The sequence below is a fragment of the Burkholderia sp. AU44665 genome, assembly GCF_030504405.1.
Classification (GTDB): Bacteria; Pseudomonadota; Gammaproteobacteria; order Burkholderiales; family Burkholderiaceae; genus Burkholderia; species Burkholderia semiarida.
In genome coordinates, this window is record NZ_JAUJRI010000026.1 from 1 (window position 1) to 21140 (window position 21140).

The 21140-nt window shown below is 64.5% G+C and carries 14 protein-coding genes and 3 pseudogenes; 14 read left to right on the forward strand and 3 right to left on the reverse strand.

The genetic code is table 11. The annotated features are described in order from the left end of the window. Positions 1–8 precede the first annotated feature (8 nt). The 7 genes and pseudogenes from QZM15_RS29770 to QZM15_RS29800 form a co-directional block, all read left to right on the forward strand. Positions 9–2966 (forward strand): annotated as a pseudogene (locus QZM15_RS29770) (YadA-like family protein); the annotation flags it as partial. Between the two features lie 14 nt (positions 2967–2980). Next, the gene (locus QZM15_RS29775; protein WP_109343293.1) at positions 2981–3649 is read left to right on the forward strand and encodes a hypothetical protein; all 669 of its coding nucleotides are present in this window, start codon (positions 2981–2983) and stop codon (positions 3647–3649) included. 30 nt (positions 3650–3679) lie between these two features. Next, positions 3680–3892 carry a hypothetical protein gene (locus QZM15_RS29780; RefSeq protein WP_058904043.1) on the forward strand — a complete coding sequence of 71 codons (213 nt, stop codon included), beginning with the start codon at positions 3680–3682 and terminating at the stop codon, positions 3890–3892. Between the two features lie 15 nt (positions 3893–3907). Then, on the forward strand, positions 3908–5350 hold the full coding sequence (locus QZM15_RS29785; RefSeq protein ID WP_109343292.1) for a DUF1173 domain-containing protein: 1443 nt from the start codon (positions 3908–3910) through the stop codon (positions 5348–5350). A gap of 261 nt (positions 5351–5611) precedes the next feature. Continuing rightward, on the forward strand, positions 5612–5749 hold the full coding sequence (locus tag QZM15_RS29790) for a hypothetical protein (protein ID WP_163125982.1): 138 nt from the start codon (positions 5612–5614) through the stop codon (positions 5747–5749). 8 nt (positions 5750–5757) lie between these two features. Further along, entirely contained in the window at positions 5758–6651 is an 894-nt protein-coding gene (locus QZM15_RS29795; protein ID WP_109343291.1) for a Crp/Fnr family transcriptional regulator, read from the forward strand. Positions 6652–7330: 679 nt separating this feature from the next. Continuing rightward, positions 7331–8242, forward strand: a complete 912-nt coding sequence (locus tag QZM15_RS29800; RefSeq protein ID WP_163125986.1) for an SOS response-associated peptidase family protein — start codon at positions 7331–7333, stop codon at positions 8240–8242. 55 nt (positions 8243–8297) lie between these two features. Here QZM15_RS29800 and ltrA read toward each other — a convergent pair whose 3' ends face one another. Then, positions 8298–9830 (reverse strand): group II intron reverse transcriptase/maturase, encoded by a 1533-nt coding sequence (gene ltrA, locus QZM15_RS29805; RefSeq protein WP_175709264.1) that lies wholly within the window; start codon positions 9828–9830, stop codon positions 8298–8300. A gap of 400 nt (positions 9831–10230) precedes the next feature. On the opposite strand from ltrA, the gene imuA reads away from it, so the two are divergent. Together imuA and QZM15_RS29815 are read left to right on the forward strand one after the other, a co-directional pair. Next, a complete protein-coding gene (gene imuA / locus QZM15_RS29810; RefSeq protein WP_109343289.1) occupies positions 10231–10947 on the forward strand; it encodes a translesion DNA synthesis-associated protein ImuA in 717 nt (238 codons plus the stop codon). Beyond that, positions 10868–11626 (forward strand): annotated as a pseudogene (locus QZM15_RS29815) (DNA polymerase Y family protein); the annotation flags it as partial. The gene imuA and the pseudogene QZM15_RS29815, both read left to right, overlap by 80 nt. Before the next feature lie 623 nt (positions 11627–12249). Here QZM15_RS29815 and QZM15_RS29820 read toward each other — a convergent pair. After that, positions 12250–12861, reverse strand: coding sequence for a TetR/AcrR family transcriptional regulator (locus QZM15_RS29820; RefSeq protein WP_109343288.1), 612 nt, complete (start codon positions 12859–12861; stop codon positions 12250–12252). A 43-nt stretch (positions 12862–12904) separates the two neighbouring features. Between QZM15_RS29820 and QZM15_RS29825 the strand changes: the two genes are divergently transcribed. From QZM15_RS29825 to QZM15_RS29835, 3 genes are read left to right on the forward strand one after another with little or no spacing between them, the layout of a single operon-like run. Beyond that, positions 12905–13876, forward strand: coding sequence for an alpha/beta hydrolase (locus QZM15_RS29825; RefSeq protein ID WP_224023806.1), 972 nt, complete (start codon positions 12905–12907; stop codon positions 13874–13876). Next, a complete protein-coding gene (locus QZM15_RS29830) occupies positions 13863–14732 on the forward strand; it encodes an SDR family NAD(P)-dependent oxidoreductase (RefSeq protein WP_109343286.1) in 870 nt (289 codons plus the stop codon). The genes QZM15_RS29825 and QZM15_RS29830 overlap by 14 nt, the downstream gene beginning before the upstream one ends. Continuing rightward, positions 14729–15712 carry an SDR family NAD(P)-dependent oxidoreductase gene (locus QZM15_RS29835; protein WP_226094260.1) on the forward strand — a complete coding sequence of 328 codons (984 nt, stop codon included), beginning with the start codon at positions 14729–14731 and terminating at the stop codon, positions 15710–15712. Before QZM15_RS29830 ends, QZM15_RS29835 begins: the two co-directional genes overlap by 4 nt. A gap of 363 nt (positions 15713–16075) precedes the next feature. On the opposite strand, the gene QZM15_RS29840 is transcribed toward QZM15_RS29835, so the two are convergent. Beyond that, positions 16076–16588 (reverse strand): lipocalin-like domain-containing protein, encoded by a 513-nt coding sequence (locus tag QZM15_RS29840; protein ID WP_224023810.1) that lies wholly within the window; start codon positions 16586–16588, stop codon positions 16076–16078. Positions 16589–17225: 637 nt separating this feature from the next. On the opposite strand from QZM15_RS29840, the pseudogene QZM15_RS29845 reads away from it, so the two are divergent. Continuing rightward, positions 17226–17951, forward strand: a pseudogene (locus QZM15_RS29845) (DNA polymerase Y family protein); the annotation flags it as partial. Between the two features lie 5 nt (positions 17952–17956). Next, complete coding sequence (locus tag QZM15_RS29850) at positions 17957–21106, forward strand: error-prone DNA polymerase (protein ID WP_109343283.1); 3150 nt, start codon at positions 17957–17959, stop codon at positions 21104–21106. The last annotated feature ends 34 nt before the right edge of the window (positions 21107–21140 follow it).

The window sequence follows — 21140 nt, forward strand, 5'->3', positions numbered from 1 at the left end:
CAGGGTTCTCGTCACTGTCGACGTCGACCGCTCAAACGGTCAGCAGCCTGTCAACCGGCGCGGCCAGCGCGATCGGTTCGTTATCGACCGGGACCGCGCAGGCTGTCACGTCGCTGTCGACGGGCCTTGCAAGCAACACGGCCAGCATCACGAGCCTGTCGAGCAGCTCGGCATCGGGCTTGGGATCGCTCTCAACCGGTCTGTCCGATATCGGCACGACGGTCGCGAGCTTGTCGACGAGCACGGCTGCAGGGCTCTCGTCACTGTCGACGTCGACCGCTCAAACGATCGGAAGTCTGTCGACAGGCACGGTCAGCGCGATTGCTACGTTGTCGACTACGACAAGCCGATCGATCTCGTCTCTTTCGACTGGCCTGGCTGACGACGGCGCGACACTCTCGGCAATGCAGTCCGGTCTGGCTGCAGGGACCGTTGGTCTGGTTCAGCAAGCAGGCGGTGCCGGCACGGGCGCGATTACGATCGGCGCCGGTACCGGCGGTACGATGCTCAACGTCGCCGGCAACGCGGGCGCGCGGCAGGTCAAGGGCGTTGCCGCGGGCACCGACGGCACCGATGCGGTCAACCTGCAGCAGCTGCAGAGCGTGGCGGGCCAGACGGGCGCGATCGGCGCGAGCGCGGTTAGCTATGACGATGCGTCGCATACCCGCGTCACGCTCGGCGCATCAGGTTCGCCCGTGACCCTGACCAATCTCGCGGACGCCTCGTTGAACGCGAGCAGCACCGACGCTGTCACGGGTCGGCAGCTCTATGCTGCCCAGCGGGCGACGAACGCAAACGTCGGCGCGATCGCTGCCCTGTCCACGTCAACGCTGGCGGCAGCGTCCTCGCTTTCCACGGGCATCGCCAGCAACGTCGTCTCGATCGCAAGCCTGTCGACCAGCGCGACCACGGCGCTTTCTTCCCTCTCGACCGGCGTCTCCCATGGCCTGGCGTCGCTGTCGACCGGCTTGTCCTCGGCCAACGCCGGCGTTTCAGCCCTCGCGTCCAGTCTTGGCGTCGGGACAGTCGGGCTGGTTCAGCAGTCCGGCGGCGCCAGCGCCGGCACGATTACGATCGGCGGCAGCACCGGCGGCACCGCGCTCGACGTCGGCGGAACTGCGGGCGCGCGGCAGATCAAGGGCGTAGCCGCGGGCACGAGCGCCACCGACGCAGTCAACCTCCAGCAACTACAGGGCGTAACGGCCGCTGTGGGTGCCGTGGGCGCCGGCGCAGTCTCCTATGATGACCCGACGCATTCGCGCGTCACGCTCGGCGTCCCCGGCACAGGCTCGCCCGTCCTGCTCACCAACGTCGCAGACGCGGCACTGACGGCCACCAGCACGGACGCGGTGTCTGGTCGGCAGCTCTACACCGCCAACCAGGCGATCAGCGCCAACGCGGTCTCGATCGCAACGCTGTCAACGTCGACGGGCTTCGCCGTGGCCTCGTTGTCCACCAGCGTCGCCAACGGCGGGGCGACGCTTGCCGCGCTTCAGTCTGGACTGACGGCCGGCACGATTGGCCTGGTGCAGCAAGCCGGCGGTGCCGGCACCGGCACGATTACGATCGGCGCCGGCACCGGTGGCACCGCGCTCGACGTCGCCGGCACCGCGGGCGCGCGCCAGATCAAAGGCGTGGCCGCCGGCACGGACGCCACCGATGCGATCAACCTCCAGCAGCTGCAGGGCGTGGTGTCTCAGGCCGGGGCGCTCGGCGCGAGCGCGGTCGTCTACGACGATGCCTCGCATACGCGCGTCACCTTCGGCGCGGCAGGTGCGCCCGTCACCCTGACCAACGTCGCTGATGCGGCCTTGACGGCGAGCAGCACCGACGCGGTCTCGGGCCGGCAACTGTATGCGACGAACCAGAGCGTCTCCGCCCTGGCTGGCCAGCTCGCAACGGGTACCGTCGGGCTCGTGCAGCAACACGGCGGCTCGAGCGCCGGCGCCATTACGATCGGTGCCGGCACAGGCGGCACCAACATCGACGTCAGCGGCCTGGCTGGCGCGCGCCGCATCTCCGGCGTGGCAGCGGGTGTGAACGCCACCGACGCGGCCAATGTCGGCCAGTTGAACCAGGTGATCGGTACGGTCAATACGATCGCCGGTAACGCACTGTCTTACGACGATCCCACGAAGCTCAGCGTGACGCTTGGAGGGCTCGGAGCCGGGGCGGCCGTCACCATCCATAACCTAGCGCCCGGCGCGTTATCAGCAACGAGCGCCGATGCGGTCAACGGGGCTCAGCTCTTCGCCACGAATGCGAACGTCGCCGCCAATACCAGCGCGATTGATGCACTTTCTGCCCGACTTGGCGCGATCCTTCCGTCGAGGTTTAGCCAGAGCCTCCCCGAGCCCGGCCAGGGCAGCCTCAAATATGCTGCGTTCAACAGCACCGGCGCCGGTTCAGTTGCAACCGGCGCGGATGCGACGGCTATCGGCAGCAATGCGGTGGCCACCGGCGATCGCAGTGTTGCACTCGGTGTGGGTGCCGTTGCCCAAGGCAGCGGCTCGATCGCGGTCGGCAGCGGTGCGAGCACAACCGGCGCCAATGCCGTGGCGCTGGGCGCCGGTTCAGTGGCTGATCGCGACGATTCGGTGTCGATCGGCAACTCGGCGACCGGTACGACACGAACACTGGCCAATGTCTCGGCCGGAACGGCCCCGACCGATGCCGTCAACGTCCAGCAGCTGAACGACTCTGTGACGAACCTGAGCAACCGCATCGAACACGACCGACGTGACGCCAATGGCGGCATCGCCGCGGCTGTCGCGATCGCCAGTCTGCCCCAGGCGCCGGCGCCGGGAAAGAGCATGGTGGCCATCGGGGGCGGGACGTACGGCGGGCAGTCCGCCATGGCGCTCGGCATTTCAACGTATGCCGGCCACTGGATTCTGAAGGCGAACGGCTCGACCGATACGCGCGGCACCGTGGCCGCCGGCGTAGGCGCGGGATTTGTCTGGTAACCAAGGAGACCACGATGAATTCGAAGCTTCCTGCTGGACCGGACGTGGCAACGGGCATCGGTCTGCGCAATCCCGACGGGTCGATCGCGTTCGAGCGCGCGCTGCAGGCTCGCGTCGACTACGCGATGGCGATCTGCACCACCGATGAAGGATCCGAAGCGCGGGACGCACTCCTGAAACGGGCACGCTATGGGGCGAGCGATCTTGGCCGAGACCTCGTCTTGGTCGGGGCCGACGACCTCGGTTGCTCGCCGTTGCTCGCCGACGTGCCTGTGTTGCGAGACGCGTTCGAAAGTGCCGTCAACTGGGCCCATGTCGACCAAGCCAACGCGGAAGCTGAGCTGGCTGAGGCCTTGGCTGAAGCCGAGAACGAGCTGGCGCGAGAGAAAGCGGCCGACGAGCGACGTGCCAAAACGAAGGCGGCAATCGAAGCCGGCGATTGGCCGGCGCTGGATCTTCCAACGCCCGAAGCGTTCGTGCACGCGCTGACCGCGGGCAAATCGGTCGACGTCGACGGCCACTCGTTCGACTTCGTCAGCGGCGAAGGTCTGTGGTGTACGAATCCGTATGGCGTCGATGCCTATTTCGGAGACGCCATACCGTCGGTTACATACGCCCGTGAACTGCTCGGTGCGATCGCGCTCGGCACCGTATTCGGCGACGTCCCGCCCGACAGCGATTGAGCCACCCCCATCCCCATACCGGAGCTACCCATGACCGATCAGGTGTTTCGAAGTGGCAAACCCGTGACCGCACACAGCATCGTGTCGGCGGCGATCGCCGGCGACATGACGGCCGACGAGGCCGTGGAACTCGTCCAGTTGCTGATCGAGGCCCGCGCGCGCGGCCTGGATGTCCGAGAGGCGGAGCCCCGCTCTGCCAAAGCGCCCTCGAGGGGCTTGGCGAAGCGCTCAGCCGCCGTTTAAACCAGGAGATCTGGCATGCAGAACTTTGAATTGGACGGGTTGGAATATGAGGCGGGAAGCAATAGTTTCCTTGCGAAGCTGCCAGCTGCGCACGAGGCGAAGACACGTCCGCTCTGCCTGTGCTCGACCCCGCCGATTCCGATGTACATCGCACGCTTCGAGGGGCGCTATCAGGTCAAGCGTATGCCTGGTACCGGCGCGAAGCACAAGCTCGGCTGCGACTCGTACGAAACGCCGCCCGGCCTGAGCGGTTATGGCGATGTAGAGGGATCGGCCATCGTCGAGGATCCGGAGTCCGGGGAGGTCACCCTTAAGTTCGGTTTCGCGTTGGCGAAAGGCGCGGCGCGGGAGATGCCGGAGCCCTCTGGCGACGAGCCTGACAGCATCAAGACGGATGGCAAGAAGTTGACCTTACGGGGTTTGCTGCACTACCTCTGGGAACAGGCCGGTCTGAATCGCTGGTCGCCGGCCATGGCCGGCAAGCGGAACTGGTCGGTGATCCGCAAGTATCTGCTGTTGGCCGCTGCGGGCAAGAACGCGAAGAAGATGAGCCTCGAGGACATGCTGTACGTCCCCGAGATGTTCGTCGGCGACCAGAAGGACCGCATTGCCCAGCGACGCACGGAGCATCTCGCCCGGATTTCTGTTTCCGAGTCCGGGAAGCCGCGCTTCGTGCTGGTGATCGGTGAGCTCAAGGAAATCGCAACCGCTCGCTTTGGCTTCAAGCTGGTCATCAAGCATCTACCCGACTATGGCCTGATGGTCGACGAGAAGACCAAGAAGCGGATCGAGAAAGTCTTCGCGTCGGAGCTCGAGATCTGGGCGGCCACGGAAGGCACCCACCTCATGGTCATCGCCACCGCGAGCCTGTCAGCGGCCGGTATCGCCACCGCCCAGGAGGTATCGATGATGCTGACCAACGAATCGTGGATCCCGTTCGAATCGCTCGCCGATATCACGCTGCTGAAGGCCTTGGCCACTCGTCGGTACCAGAAGTGCCTGCGGTACAACCAGACCGCGAAGCATCCAATCGCCACGGCGTTGTTGACCGACGCCGAGCGCGGTACGGCGCTCTACGTTGTGCCGGCCGACGTGTCGTCCGCCTACCAGTCTGAGCTCGACGCGCTTATCGCGGAGTCGGAGCTGGATTCATGGATCTGGCGGCCGGGGACCGAAGTGATGCCCCCGCTTCCCCTGACCGCCTTCGACGCGGCACGCAAGGCCCAACGGCAACCGCGGCCGCTCGCATTGTCACCGGCCACCAATGCCGTAGCGGCACCGAGGCCCGCGACTGCGCGCGAGCCCGAAAACAGAACGCCCGCGGCGGTTAAGGCGCCCGAAACGGAGCCGGATTCGACTCGGCTGTTCGCCGAGCCTCCGGTCGTCGATGAGCCGCCCCCGATGTTCGATGAAGATCCGCCCTATACCGATGAGGATCGTCCGGCGAACTGGTTGTGAGTGCAACTGGTTATGGAGTTGCCCGGTTCCGCTGGACTGAAAGCGATTCTTTTGGAATGTTGTGTATCGCTAACAAATACGGAGGAGTGGGTAGACAAGCCAAAAAAACGCCCCGATTGCACTCGGGGCGCGACTAAGACGACGTACGACAGGGACCTTCAGCGTCGCAGGCGTCACACGAGAAGTTTCGGATTCTAGAACAGAAGCGTGCCCTGTCAAGCGTCATCTATGTGACAGCAACTTAACGAATCAGCACATCAGATGATGATCCAGAACAACATTGGCCGTATTGCCGGTGAGGCATTGAAAACAGATGCAACGGCGCTGCCGCTCCGCTCCGTGGTAGCGGCCGGCGTCGACCCGGATAACCAAAATTCGAGGGTATCGGGTACGGACTGAACCAGCTCATGACTCGGCTGATTCCCGGTAAGTCGCCGATTCTGGCGCACGCTCCGATGAATCCGACCTGTCCAGCCGCCAGCGACGACTGGATGGCTGCGCCTACGCACGCCCCCAGTCGACGCATGGCGCTGCCTGCGCGCGTTTGGCCGGCGGATATTCCGTGTCCGGCGCCAGCGAACAGCCCTCGGCTGCTGCGCGAGTTGAAGTTGCGCCTCGGCCGATATCTCGAAACGCCGCAGGCCTGGTTGCCGGCCCTGAACGCGGCCAACGGAAGCCGCCGCCAGCAGCGCAGCGAGCGCCGCATCGCGTGCGTGCAACTGGTGCGAGCGCTCGTCAAATTTTGTGACGTCTCGACGTTGCGTATCGCAGTGCCGGCGCGGAGCGGTTGGGTGGATTTCACCCTGCCTTACCTGGCCGAGCAGGCGGGTCTCTCGGTGCGCCGTGCCGAGCGCGCGCTGCGCGACCTGGTCACCGCACGGCTGGTGAAGAGCCGGCCACAATGCGAGGTTGAGGTCAGCGACGAAGGGCCGCGCTATCGCGGGTTGGCGGCGATTCGATACGTCACGCCCGCGTTATTCGAACAATTCGGCCTGGGCAAGTGGTTGCGGCACGAGCGCACACGTGCTCACTTGCGCATGCAGCGCCGGCGGGACGCCGCGCGCAAGCGGGAGCGGAAGGTAGGCGCCGGTGGGGGCCAACTGCTCGCGCAGCTCACCGACACGCTTGCGGCCGCTCGGGCTAAGGCTGCCGCCCGAGGGACGCTCTCCGAGAGTGACCGTCGCGCCGAGCTCGAGCGCGCGGTCATGATCCGCGCCGGCGAACTCAAAGCTACCTATCCCGACTGGGATCGCGACCGATGTTTCCGGGTCGCGCGTAACCAGCTCGCTCCACCCGCCTAGCACCTAAGCGGTTCCCTCTCTCTCTCCATCGCTACCGCGAGGCCCGCGCTCGTGGGAATCGTGGGCAATGGCGTTTGTCGCTGGTGTTTTGTAGCGGATGGGCGGGCTTGCGGCACTGATTCTGGCGACGCGGCGCTGTGCTACCACCTACAGCTGTGAATAAGTGCATTTATCTGTCGGGACGGCTCGCCGTTAAGTGTCGGGGCTTAGTCAGGACCTATCTCTACCTATACCCCATATCGACCCGCGGCAAGCCGCGGCTTCACGCGGGCCTTGCCCGCTTGCCTGACTAACCCCACCGAACCATACACGCTGTCCTCCGGCAGGCCGTAAGCGCTACGGCGGCCGACGGCCGCCGCACCGCTAACGGCGCGACAAAAGATTTCGGGGCGCGTCAAAGCCGCACCCCGAAATCAGCGCGCGCGCGTGCGCGCCCGGCTGCCCGCAAGCACCATCGACTATCCTCTGCAGCTTAGCTTTCAGAGAGGGGGCAATCCATAAATGCAACTAACGGTCAAGCGTATCACCTCCGCCAAAAATTACCCCCGTGCCACTCCACACCCCCATGTCTACAAGAACGAGGCCGCCCGCCAACCCTAGTGGAATCCGCACAACTCCTGTTCGGCCCGTGCCCGAGCGCGATACTCTGTCGAAAGACCAACGGTTATGGGAGACGACGATGTGCTACTCGGCCAAGATCCAGGCGAACTATCGAGAGTACGTCCGGCGTTACGGCGCCGACATGGACATCGACACATTCCGCCGCCTGTTCTTCGCGCGCGCGGCCGGGAACGACATCAAAATCCCGAAGGCAGTCGACGCGGCGTTCGCCGGTGTCGAAGACGACATCTCGGCGGCGATCGCCGCGTATCGAAGCCAGCGAACTCGAAAGCTGGAGACGGATCTGTTCGAGCAGCGCACGCGGCTCGCCGGGGCCGAGAAGAAGCTCGCCGTAAAGATCACGAAGAAGGCCAGCGAGGACGTCCGGATCGCCGCCGACAAGATCGCCGCCGCGACGCGCGGGCTCGACGATCTGCATCGGCGCGACCTGCAGGAAGGCGATTCGCGGATCTTCCCCGGCTGGTATGCCCCCGTGCTGATCGAGCTCGGCGGCAAGCGCCTGGTCGTGCCCATGCGCTATCGCTGCCGGATTCCCGGGTGGACCGAGGCGGACGAAAAACAGAAGCCGTCGACGTACAACGCGCGCTCCGACTCGCTCGCCACGGCCTGGCGCAAGGTCTTCGGCTTCACGCACGGAATCATGCTCGCCGACTCGTTCTTCGAGCACGTCGACCGAGACGGGAAGGACGTCGTACTGCGTTTCGATCCAACGCCACCGCAGCAGATGCAGCTCGCGTGCTTGTGGACGCGCACCGAGATTCCGGGTACCGATGACCTCTGGTCGTTTGCGGCGATTACCGACGATCCGCCGCCCGAAGTCTCGGCCGCAGGGCACGATCGGTGTGTGATTCCGCTGAAATCCTCGAACGTCGACGCATGGCTGGCGCCGGATCCTTCCCGGCGTGCGCAGCTGCGCGAGATCCTGGCGGACCACGAGCGGCCGTACTACGAGCACCAGCTCGCAGCGTAAACGCGGGGGTTGGAGGGGCGGTTATCTCTGTCATATGTCGCGGTAGGAATGCCCATCACTGGACACCCCCCGCACAGATCCCGGCGTGCGCGATTCGCGCACCGGGCTCCTGCCTCGGGTGTTTGGCGTCAAACCGCACGACCGGCCAGGGGTGAAGGATGCGAGCCTTGGGTATCCACTGCTTCGCGAGCCGTTGCATCTTTGCCCACGTGGTGTCGTCCTTTTGGCTGCGGCGCCGAAGCGCCAGCCTCCAGAGGTCGATCACGCGCGCGCGGAAGGCCTGCAACGCAGTGAAGTTGGTCGGCACCGCGTGGTAGTTGCAGTAGCCTTGGACCACGCGGCGTAGCCAGTCCCCTTGCTCGGGAATCGACTGGTGCCATCTGTGCCGCAACTCATCCTTGATCCCCTTCAGCGCTGTGCGAAGTCGGTCGCTCCGCGTCTTGCGCATGAGCATGAATCTGCCGTCTTTGGCACGGCCACTGATGTGGGTGAATCCAAGGAAGTTGAACGTCTCGGGTTTGCCCAGCCCTCGGCTAGCCCGGTTCCGGGCCGCAAAGCGCCCGAACTCGATCAGCCGGGTTTTCTCCGGGTGTACCGACAGCCCAAACTGCTCCAGTCGTTGTTGCATGGCCCGCCTGAACCGCTTCGCATCGTGTGGTTTATCGAATCCAACCACGACGTCGTCGGCGTATCGGACGATCACGACGTTTCCCTCGGCATGGCGCTTGCGCCATTGATTTGCCCAGAGGTCGAAGACGTAATGCAGGTAGATGTTCGCCAGCAGCGGCGAGATGACAGACCCTTGCGGCGTCCCCTCGTCAGTGGGCTCGATCACCCCGTCTTCCATCGCTCCCGCCTTCAGCCATTTGCGGATCAGTCGGATCACGCGCTGGTCGCCTATGCGATGCTCCACGAAGCGGATCAACCAATCGTGGTCGACCGTATCGAAGAACCTGCTGATGTCGGCGTCCAGTATCCAGCTCACGCTCGTGCGAGCGATTCCCGTCGCAAGTGCATCCAGCGCATCGTGCTGGCTGCGTCGCGGTCGGAAACCGTATGAGAATCCCATGAAGTCCGTCTCGTAGACAGCATTGAGTACCGCCACCAGTGCACGCTGGACGATCTTGTCTTCCAGCGCAGCAATGCCCAGCGGTCGCTGTTTGCCATCCGCCTTCGGTATGTACCGCCTGCGACTGGGCAGCGCCCGGTAGGCCTGCCGGCGGAGTCTGCCATGCAGGTCTTCGAGATTTCGATCAAGGTCTTGCTCATAGTCGTGCCACGTCATGCCGTCAACCCCAGCCGCCGCCTTCCGTTTCAGCCAGAAGAACGCCGTCGCCAGAAGATCGAGGTCGATCAAGTGGTACAACGCCGTGAACTTCTCCTTCTTCCTTTGCCTTGCGGCTTGGCGCACACGGTCCAGCCTCTGGGACACGCTTATCCGGCTCTGCGTCCGGCGCGTGCGCGACCATTCCGTGTTCCCCTTGGCCCCGCCCCTTCGCTCCACCGACTCCGCGTCCGGTTGCCCGGATTTGTTCGCCAGCTTCTTCGCTACTATGGGCGAGTCCGACTTCTCCCATCCGTTCGTCATCGGCTTCGGCTCCTCGCCTTCCCGATGCGGACCGCGTGGCGACACCTCCGTCCGCGGCCAAATGGGAGATCTCCCGGTTCCCGTGTAGAGATCGTACTGACATGCCAGGGTCTTAGACCGCGCCGAGTCCACAGAGCGCTTGCGATGGCGCGCCCTGTGGTGTTGCCTTCCGCATACAGTAGTACGTCAGCACTCGGGAATGTATCCATTTCGTGGCTCAATGGCTGGCCTATCAGCACCCCTGTCAACGCTTCGCAGCCCGCCTCGCGGCTGACCACGCATGACTCGGGGACATCGTGAATCGCTAGTTCTTGCGATGTCGGGGACTTTCACCCCTTGATCTCTACCGGTCTCCCGGCGCACACTGTACAAACATACAGTGTTTTGCGTAACCGACCCCATGCACCCCGCCCTCGCCCATCCTGAAGCCATACATCCGGCCCTTTGGCGCTCCAGTCAGCTGGCGCGCTCGAGCGTGCGCGGCGTCGACACGGGCCATCCGAAACTGACGGCCGAACTGCCCGGCGGCGGCTGGCCGGCCGGCGCGTTGATCGAACTGCTCGCGCCGCAGCCTGGAATCGGCGAGCTGCGGCTGCTGGCGCCGGTGCTCGCGCGCGCGGCCGGCAAGCCGGTCATGCTGATCCAGCCGCCGCATGCTCTGCAACCGTTGGCGCTCGCGTATTGGGGCATCGACTCGTCCGGGTTCGTGACGCTGCCGGCGCCGCGCACGGCTGACGCGCTGTGGGCCGCCGAACAGGCGCTGCGCGCCGGCACGTGCGCTGCCGTGCTGCTCTGGCAGTCGCATATCCGTACGGACGCATTGCGGCGGCTCAACCTGGCCGCACAAAGCTGCCAGGCGCTGTTTTACGTCTTCCGGCCGGCGGCCGCCGCGCGCGACGCGTCGCCGGCACCCTTGCGGCTCGCGCTGGCGCCCAAGCGCGACGGCATCGACGTCACGTTCGTGAAGCGCCGCGGACCGGCACGCGACACGCCGCTGTTCGTTCCCCTGTCCCCCTCGCCGATTTTGTTGAACCGCCATGCAAGTTTGGATCGGCGTGCTGCTGCCCCACGTCAACAAAGAAGTGTTCCGTCCGCGATCGCCGGCGCCGTCGCCTGACGATGCGCGCGGGCTCGTCGTGCTCGAGGGCGGCCGCGTCGTGGCGCTCGATCCCGCCGCGCGCGCGCTCGGCGTGGTCGCCGGCATGCGCCGCGGTGGCGTGCTGTCCCTCGCTCCGGAGGCGCAGATCCGCGAGCGCGACGCCGCGCGCGAGCGCGAGCTCGTGCTCGGGGTTGCATATGCGCTCCTTCAATTTACGCCGTGCGTCGTCGACGCCGACGAAGCCGTGGTGTTGCTCGACGTGACGGCGAGCCTGCGCCTGTTCCACGGCATCCGCGCGCTGCGCCATCGCGTGCGCGACGTCGTCGCGTCGTTCGGCGTCACCGCGGCGATATCCGTGGCATCGTCGGGCCCGGCGGCGTGGATGGTCGCCCGCGGCCTGCGCGGCGGCCTCGCGCTGTCCGCGCGATCGCTGCGCCGCGCGCTCGCGCGCGTGCCGCTCGTCGTGGCGCCGGACGCCCGGCGCTACGCGAACTGGTTTGAGGATCTCGGCTGCGAAACGCTGGCCGATCTGCAGCGCTTGCCGCGCGCCGGATTGAAGAAGCGCTGCGGCACGCAGCTGCTCGACTGGCTCGACCAGGTCGCCGGCACCGCGCCGGCCGCCTACGACTGGCTCGAAATGCCGCCGTCGTTCGACACGCGCGTTGAACTGATGGACCGCGTCGAGCACGCCGAGGCGTAGACCAAAGCAAAGTTGTCACCGTTTGCGAAGTAAAAATGTCACTTCGCCGATCGGCATCGACTGGGAAACGGAAAACTGCCGCAAATTCATCGGCTTGAGTGTCGCGCAATAAAGTCGTCACCGGTCCCGGCGTTGCGAAGACAGGTGTCACCTCGCCCGGGACGCACTTGCACCGCCGGCAGTCGCGGTCACGCGTTCCACGGAGCCCGAGTTTGACTGGGCAGTCATGCTGTCGTGATAAGAAGGCTTATCTCGTTACCAGGACGTTCGGCGAGGTCGGCAAACAAGCCCGTGCGCCGTCGAGCGGCCGTTCTGGAGCCGTGCGAGAGGCGCTTCGCGACCCACTGCAGCCCTTCGACGCCGCCTGAATCAACGGCAGCTTGCGAGGTACAACGGCTATTCCCGCCATCGTCCACACCGGCGAAAGTTGGGACCTTACCTGCGGTTCACGCCTTCGTGATAATCATCCAACTTCCGAGCCGAACCCCGGAAGTGAGATGAGCGAAACTGACCGAAAGGAAGCCCTTGGCTTGCAGGCACCTCGGAAGGCCGCCAGACGACAAACCGGTTGAGAACCGCTTGAAGTTTTTGCAGGCGCCGAGTTGTCTGGGGTCAACGCGTCAATCGCCCCGCCTCTTGATACCGCCGGTCAACAATGAGATCGCGGTACCCAGTAGATCGTCGATGTGATCGACATCCAGTCGAAGGCTATCGGGGCGCCACATCAGGCTGATAACGCCATTCATCATGGCCCACAGCGCCGTCGAGGCGTGTTCCGGCTCAACGTCTGCATGCACCCACCCTTCGTCGATACCTCGGCTGAGCAATGTGGCCAATTTGGCGTTTTGCTGTCTGATCAGGGCAGCGATGCGCGCGAGCGCCTCCGGCTCATTCGGTGGTTCGACAAGGATACGGAACTGGTGCGGGCGCTCCTTGGCGAACCGCGCGTAAGCAGCTGCCACGCAACGCAGTTTCGTCTCGACATCGCCCTCGGACGCATAGGCCACGTCCATGTACTCGCGGTTTTCTTCCAACGCGCGCTCTGCCACGGCAATGAGCAGTGCGGAACGGCCACCGACACGGTTATAGAGCGTCTGCACTGCGACATCCGCCCGGGTCGCCACCGCTTCAGGCGTGACCGCCGCTAGTCCGCCCTCCGTCAGCAAAGTCTCGGCGGCTTGCAGGATCGCCAGGCGGGTCGCGGCAGCCCGACGCTGAGTTCTCGATTCCATACGGGGGTTTACCTCACTAGATGGATCGCATTACAAAGTTAGAATGCGTTACAACATTGGATCGAAATCTATTCTCGCACACCTTGGGGGACACATGGCCGGGCGAAAAAATGTCGAGTTCGTAGCAGGCGGCCGCGGAGAACATTGCCGTGGCTGGCTGTACGAGCCTCGCGGGACGGGCCCGTTTCCTGTCATCGTGATGGCGCACGGGCTGGGTGGAATCAAGGAAATGCGGCTCGATGCCTATGCGCAACGCTTTTGCGCGGAGGGCTACGCGTGCCTCGTGTTCGACTATCGACATTTCGGTGCGAGCGACGGCTCCCCTCGTCAATTGCTCGATATCGATCGGCAACTGGAGGACTGGTCGGGTGCGATCGCTTTTGCACGCGGGAACCGCAATCTCCGGCCGGATCAGGTGGTCCTGTGGGGGACCTCCTTCGGCGGCGGTCATGTGATTCTCTCCGCAGCACGCGACCGGACTCTTGCCGCGGCCATCGCGCAATGCCCGTTCACGGACGGCGTCGCATCGTTGTTCGCGTTGAACTGGCGTAGCGCGCTCAAGGTCACCGCGCTCGCGCTATGCGATGTCCTGCTATCCCTCGTCGGCAGGGCGCCGGTGATGGTGCCGACGGCGGGTACTCCTGGTTCTGCCGCGTTGATGACTGCACCGGATGCCCTGGATGGCTATCTCGCGCTTGTCCCTGACGGTACTGCATTTCGCAACCACGTCGCGGCACGCTTCGGCCTGAACATCGTTCGGTACCGCCCCGGTCGCAAGGCAGCCGACATTTCCTGCCCGATTTTGTTCTGCGTTTGCGAAGCCGACTCCGTCGCTCCGGCGGGGCCGACGAAACGGTATGCCAGGCGCGCTCCCAAAGGGGAAGTGCACGCGTATCAGGCAGGCCACTTCGATATCTATGTGGGCAAGGACTTCGAACAGGTGGTCGCCGACCAGCTGGCATTTCTGCACCGTCACGTTCCAGCGAAGCAAGGAGACGCGCATGTCGACTTATAAGCTGGCAAACAAGGTGGTGGCCATTACCGGTTCCACCGGCGGCCTGGGATCGGCCTTGGCCGAAGCGCTGCACGCACGGGGCGCGCGTCTCGCACTTTTCGACCTGGATGCAGACAGACTCACGGCACAGACTCGCAGCTTCGGCCGCCCCTCGGACGTTCTTGGCTGGACCGCCGACGTCCGCGATTTCGAAAGCATCGAAGCCGCAATGGCCAAGGCGGCGTATCACTTCGGTCAGATCGACGTGGTCATCGCAAACGCTGGCATCGACACCATGGCCCCGATGGCCACCCTCGACCCGGCCGCGTTTGATCGTGTCATCGACATCAACCTCAACGGCGTGTGGCGTACGTTCCGTGCCGGCTTGCCATTCGTCCAGCAACAGCGCGGGTACATGCTGGCGATTTCGTCAATGGCCGCGTTTGTACATTCGCCGCTACAGGCGTCCTATACGGCAAGCAAGGCGGGCGTGTGGGCGATGTGCGACAGCATCCGTCTGGAGCTTCGTCATCTGGGTATCGGGGTCGGCAGTGCGCACCCGACGTTCTTCCCGACGCCACTGATGGACGATGTCGTTGCCGATCCGGCTGGCCAGGCATTGTGGGGAGGCAACGATCGCGGCTTGTGGAAGATGATCCCGCGCGAGCAGGTCGTTCGGGACATCGTGGCCGGCATCGAGCGACGCGCGGACATGATCGTCGTACCAAAGATCAACACGATCGTGGCCAAGGCGCCGGGCTTCTTCAGGCGCTTCGTCGAACGCGCCGGCTTTCGCGGCGAGGACATTGAACGCGCCATCAGTCTGGCGTCGGCAACTGGCTGGAACGATTCGGCCGCGAACGCTCCAGCGAAATGAATGGCAATCCGGTGGCCGCGGGAACCGATCGGCTTCGCATGATCAGCGGACCCAATGGCCCGGCATCCATCGCCCCTCGTTTGCGCAGCAATGGAAATCCAATAGCAGAGGAGCAGTACAAAGTGGCTTACGATCTTCAGGAAAAAGTCGTGCTTATCACGGGTGCTGCAGGCGGCATTGGCGCTGCGACCGCGCGTGCGTTGCATGCATGTGGAGCACGACTCGTTCTAACCGATGTGACGCAGGCTTCAGTGGACCGCCTCGCCGCGGAGTTTGACGCCGAGCGCACGCTCGCCCTGGCGCTCGATGTCACCGATGCTGCCGCCACCAAGGCGGTCGTGCAACGCGCCGTCGATAGATTCGGTCGCCTCGACATTGCGTTCGCCAATGCTGGCATCTCGTGGCACGATCTACCCGCCACCATGTACAGCTGCGATGAACAGGAGTTCGAGCGAATCGTCGAGGTCGATCTGCTCGGGGTTTGGCGCACGGTCAAGGCCGCATTGCCGGAGATCCTGCGCAATCGAGGCCAGGTCCTGGTAACCTCCTCGGCCTACGCGTTCGTGAATGGCATGGTCAACGCGCCTTACGCAGCGTCCAAAGCCGCAGTCGAGATGCTCGGACGTTCACTCCGCGCCGAACTTGGCGGCACCGGGTCGACGGCAAGCGTGCTCTATCCGGGATGGGTGGCTACAGCGATTGCCAAGGTCGGCTTTGGCGGCAATGCGCTCGCGACGAAATTAATTGAAAAAGGGTTTCCTGCACCGTTGCGTCGACCGATACAACCCGATGAAGTCGCCAAGGCCGTCATCAAAGGGCTGCGAGCCCGCCAACCGCGCATCGTTGTCCCGTTCCGATGGGCACCGTTTTCGTGGACGCGAGGCTTCTTCAACATCGTGACAGACTGGCATCTCGGGCGACAACATGAAATGCACAAGTTGATGCGCGAGCTTGAGCGCTGTCGGGACCGACAAAGCTAGCGCACGTTGTGAGCGGCATGTTGGGTGCGCCGGCGAACCGCTATCCGTCTGAAAGAATGGCTGTTGCGCGCTAGCGTAAGACTCCCGGCAACCGAGAGGATCGGATTGCTTCCAAATGGCCGATTGCTAGCGCGGAACGGACGTCCAAGCGCCCGAGTGGCCGTGCCGGGGACTGACGCCTCATGGCCGACATCTGCCCGACGCGATCGGCCGTCCCCGACCCTCTCCGATCATAAGTGGCGGCGTTGGCACGACGGCCGTATCCAGCGCACAGCGGCCATCCGCGCTGTGCTGCCGACTGCTCCTTACCCAGTCCTACCGGCTATCCGTAGTGCCGGTGTTGCCTGATTGATCGCGCACGCATTATCTCAGCCGCCGGAGGACCACCTCGGCCGTACCGCCGCTCGAAGCAGGCGTCATCCACTTGAGTTGGTCTCCATTGATGGTGAATGGTCGCTTCTGCTCGACGCCGTTCCAGTTCGGAAACGAACTGGTGGCGACATGGAAAGTGATTGTCTTGTCGGCCTCGTTCACTGTGTAGGTGCCGAAGTGAGCGATCATTCCTTGCACGACTGCCTTGTTTTCCTCGGGCGTGCCCTCCGTCCGGTTGGCGGACGCAAACTTTGCAATATCGGCGCGAGATGTCATCAGGATATAGTGACCACTCCCATCGAACACCGCGAGCCCTTGCGGATTGGTGCCGTACATGGGTTTCCGACTGCCGTCCGGTCGCACGGTATCGACCGAAACGTAGGCCCACGTTCCGACGACCTGTTCCTTCAGCGTCCCTGTTTGAGCAGCCACGTCCGTGTATGAAATCGCCATGCCCAGCAACACCGCCAAAGCATGACCGGCAAAAATTCTCATTTGTCTCATCACGCCTCTCCACTAGCGGAATTTTGAACACGGTTCGCCGCGCCGCGCTATCGAATTGTTTCGGATACGGAAAGTCCGCTTGGCGATTTCTCCAGAAGGTTACTTTGCAACATGTCCAGCGACTAGGCTCGTTTTCCTGCATTAATGTGAGCGTTCGATGAGCCTGCCATCCAGCGCCTGCTTGGCGCTCTACGCGCACGCGCGGTCATTCGCTGCGCACGGAACGCAACCGACGCGAAGACCGCAGTGACCGAGGACTCGCCTACCGTGATCGGCCGGCGAAAGTCCGTTGTCTCGCGCGAATCCGACGTTCGAATGTCGGTCACCGTCCAAGGTCGACTGACCGGTTATGGCGGAAGCCGTCAGTAGCGGCTGAGCCGCCACCGCCCATGCAGTCCTCCAGGGCGTGTCCGGGGCGGGGCGTCGCGACTGAACGATTCGCATACCGAGAATCGTATATAAATCATGCCTCTACGGTCGTTCAGGGCAGCGTACGACGCGAATTGACGACTTTGCTTCGGACATAGACGAAGTGACGACATTATTTCGGTGAGATTGTCGATAATGTCGTCAACTCGGGCGCGAAGAGCCACGTGCGACGGACACCTCGAATTGACATCTTTGCTTTGCTCTACGCGAGGCGCTGCTGTTCGTCGCGCGGCGCCTCATCCTGCAGTTGACCGGCTGGTTGACCGCGAAGCAGCTGGACGTCGGCGCGTTCGCGCTGCTGCTCGAGCACGAGCGCGGCCGCGACGCGATCGCGCCGACCGAGATCGAGATCGCCTTGGGCGCCCCCACCAGATTCGAGGAACACCTCACGCGGCTCGTCAAGGAGCGGCTCGGCCATGTCGAGCTCGCCGGCCCTGTGATCGCCGTGCGGCTCGTCGCCCGTCGCGTGCAGGAAGCGGCCGCACCGAGCGACTCGCTGTTTCCCGAGCCCGGCGGCACGCCGCAGGATCACGCGCGGCTGCTCGAACTGCTGACTGCGCGGCTCGGCGCCGAGAACGTGCTCGTCCCGGCTCCCATGGCCGACTACCGTCCGGAGCCGGCCGCCCGATGGGTGCCGATGCGCGACGCGCCGAAGCCGGCGCCGCTGCCGGCGGATCTGCCACGCCCGGCCTGGCTGCTTGCCAAGCCGGTGCCGCTGCTCACGCGCCAGCATCGACCGTTCTACGGCACGCCGCTGCGCATTGTGTCGCCCGGCGAGCGCATCGAAGGCGGCTGGCATGACGGGCAAACCGTGACGCGCGACTACTTCGTCGCAGAGGACAGCCACGGCGTGTGCTACTGGATCTACAAGGAGCGGCCAACGGCCAGCGACGAGAGCGAAGCGCGCTTTTTCCTTCACGGCCTCTTCGGCTGATCGTCATGGACGCCGGCAGTTTCGGCGCCCTGCCCGCGTACGCGGAACTTCAGGTCGCCTCCGATTTCTCGTTCCTGCACGGTGCGTCGCGTGCGGAGGAGTACGTCGCGCGCGCGGCGCAGCTCGGCTACAGCGCGATCGCGATCACCGACGAATGCTCGCTCGCTGGCGTCGTGCGCGCGCACGTCGAAGCGAAGGCGGCGAACATGCCGCTGATCATCGGCTCGCACTTCCGGCTGACGGCCGCCGACGGCTCGCCCGCGCTCGCCTTCACCGCGCTGGCGATGAATCGCGACGGTTACGGCAATCTCTGCGAGTTCATTTCGCTCGGTCGCATGCGCGGTAAGAAGGGTTCGTATCGACTCGCGCCGCTCGACGTCGACCATCCCGAAACACCATACGAACACCTGCGCGGCTTGCCAGATTGCCTGGCGATCCTGTCGCCTGACTTCCCCGCCAACGAGCAACGCCTCGACGCACAGGTCGAATGGTTCGCGCGCGCGTTCGGCGATCGCGCATGGGTCGCGCTGACACTACACGCTCGCGCGATGGACGACATTCATCGCGGCGTGGTCGAGCGCGTCGCCGCGCGCCACGGCGTGCCGGTGGTGGCCACCAGTTGGCCGCTGATGCACGTGCGATCGCGCAAGCCGCTGCAGGACGTGTTGACGGGAATTCGCGTCGGCCGACCGGTAACGGAGTGCGGGTACGAGCTCGCGCCGAACGCGGAGCGTCACCTGCGATCGCGTCTGCGCCTGGCCAACCTCTATCCCGCCGGCGCGCTCGAGGAAACAGTGCGTGTCGCGCGGCGCTGCACGTTCTCGCTCGACGACCTGAAGTACGAATATCCCGACGAAGTTGTCCCGGCCGGCCACGATCCGATGACGTATCTGCGTGAGCAGACGTACATCGGCGCGCGCGAACGTTACCCCGCCGGCATTCCGGTTGACGTCCAGGCGCAGATCGAGCACGAGCTCGAATTGATCGATGAGCTGAATTACGCGCCCTACTTCCTGACCGTCTACGACATTGTGCAATTCGCGCGCAGCAACGGCATTCTCTGCCAGGGGCGTGGCTCCGCCGCGAACAGTGCGACGTGTTTCTGCCTTCACATCTCTTCCGTCGATCCCGCTCGCTCCAACCTCCTGTTCGAGCGCTTCATCAGTCGGGAACGCAACGAGGCGCCCGATATTGATTTGGACACGGCTAACGATCGCCGCGAAGAGATCGTCCAATATCTGTATCGCAAGTACGGGCGCGATCGCGCCGCGCTCGCGGCGGCAGTCACGACCTACCGGCCGCGCAGCGCACTGCGCGAGGCTGGCAAGGCGCTCGGCGTCGATCCGGCGATCGTCGACCGGGTCGCGAAAAGTCACCATTGGTTCGACTCGCGCGCGGAGCTGCTGAAACGCTTTGCCGAAGCCGGGCTCGATCCCGACGCGCCGCTCAATCAGCAGTGGGCCGCGTTCGCCGCTCAGCTGCTCGGCTACCCGCGTCATCTGTCGCAACATCCCTGCGGTTTCGTACTCAGTCGCGGCAAGCTCACACGACTGGTGCCAATCGAGAATGCCGCGATGGAGAACCGAAGCTGCATCCAGTGGGACAAGGACGATCTCGAAGCGCTTGGCCTGATGAAGGTAGACGTGCTCGCGCTTGGTATGCTCGCGGCGCTCGATCGGGCCTTCGCGATGATCTCCGAAAAGCGCGGCGAGACATTTGAATTGCAGGACATTCCGGCCGAGGACAAGGCGACCTACGACATGCTCTGCGACGGGGATAGTATGGGCGTGTTCCAGGTCGAATCGCGCGCGCAGATGTCGATGCTTCCGCGCCTGCGGCCGCAGTGCTTCTACGACCTGGTGATCGAAGTGGCGATCGTGCGGCCGGGCCCAGTGCAAGGCGGTATGGTTCACCCGTTCCTGCGCCGGCGCCAGGGGGTGGAACCCGTCACCTATCCGTCGCCGGACATCGCCACCGCGCTCGAGCGCACGCTCGGCGTGCCGATCTTCCAGGAACAGGTGATGCAGGTCGCGATGCTGGCGGCCGGTTTCTCCGCCGGCGAGGCCGACCAGCTGCGCCGCGCGATGGCGGCTTGGAAGCGGAAGGGCGGCTTGGAGCCGTATCACGAGCGCCTGGTAAGCGGCATGCTCGAACGCGGCTACGACCGCGACTTCGCCGAGGCGATCTTCGCGCAGATCAAGGGCTTTGGAGATTACGGCTTTCCGGAAAGCCACGCGGCCAGCTTTGCCCTGCTCGTCTATGCGAGCGCCTGGCTGCGCCGGCACGAGCCGGCCGTGTTCCTCACCGCCCTGCTCAACAGCCAGCCGATGGGGTTCTATACGCCATCGCAGCTGCTGCAGGACGCGCAACGTCGCGGCGTCGAGGTGCTGCCGGTCGACGTGACCGTGAGCGGATGGGATTCCGTGATCGAAGGGCCGACGACATCGGCACCAGTGCGCCTGGGCTTTTCGTTACTGCGCGGCATGCGCGCCGATGCGGCCGGCCGCATCGAGCTCGCGCGCTCGGTACGACCATTTGTCGACGTCGCGGACCTAGCGCGCCGAGCGCGGCTCGATCGGCACGACCTGGAGGTGCTCGCGCGCGCGAATGCACTTCGCTCGCTCGCCGGCAATAACCGACGCGACGCGCTCTGGCTGGCTTCTGCCGCGGTGCCTGATCGAGATCTGCTGCGCGGCACCGAACGTGACGACGCGGTGCCGGCATTGCCTCAGGCATCGGAGGGTCACGAGATCGTGACTGACTATCGCGCGATGGGCTTCACGCTTGGCCGGCATCCGCTGGCGCTGCTGCGCGATCGCCTCGCGCTGGATCACCTGCAGTCGGCCGAGCAGCTGGCGACGTTGCGCAGCGGCCAGCTCGCGCGCGCGTGCGGACTGGTGACGGTACGGCAGAGGCCGGGCACGGCGAATGGCGTGCTCTTCATGACGCTCGAGGACGAGACCGGCCAGGTCAACGTGATTCTCTGGCCTGGTCTGTTGGAGAAGTTTCGGAAGGAAGCCCTCGGCGCTGCGCTGCTGGCTGTGTACGGCGTATGGCAGGCTGAAGGGAAAGTGCGACACCTGATCGCGAGCAAGCTCGTCGACAGGACCGAATTGCTCGGCGCATTACCGACGACGTCGCGGGAATTCTGCTAATAAATTGTCACCAAACTAGAAGTCGCCTCACTGG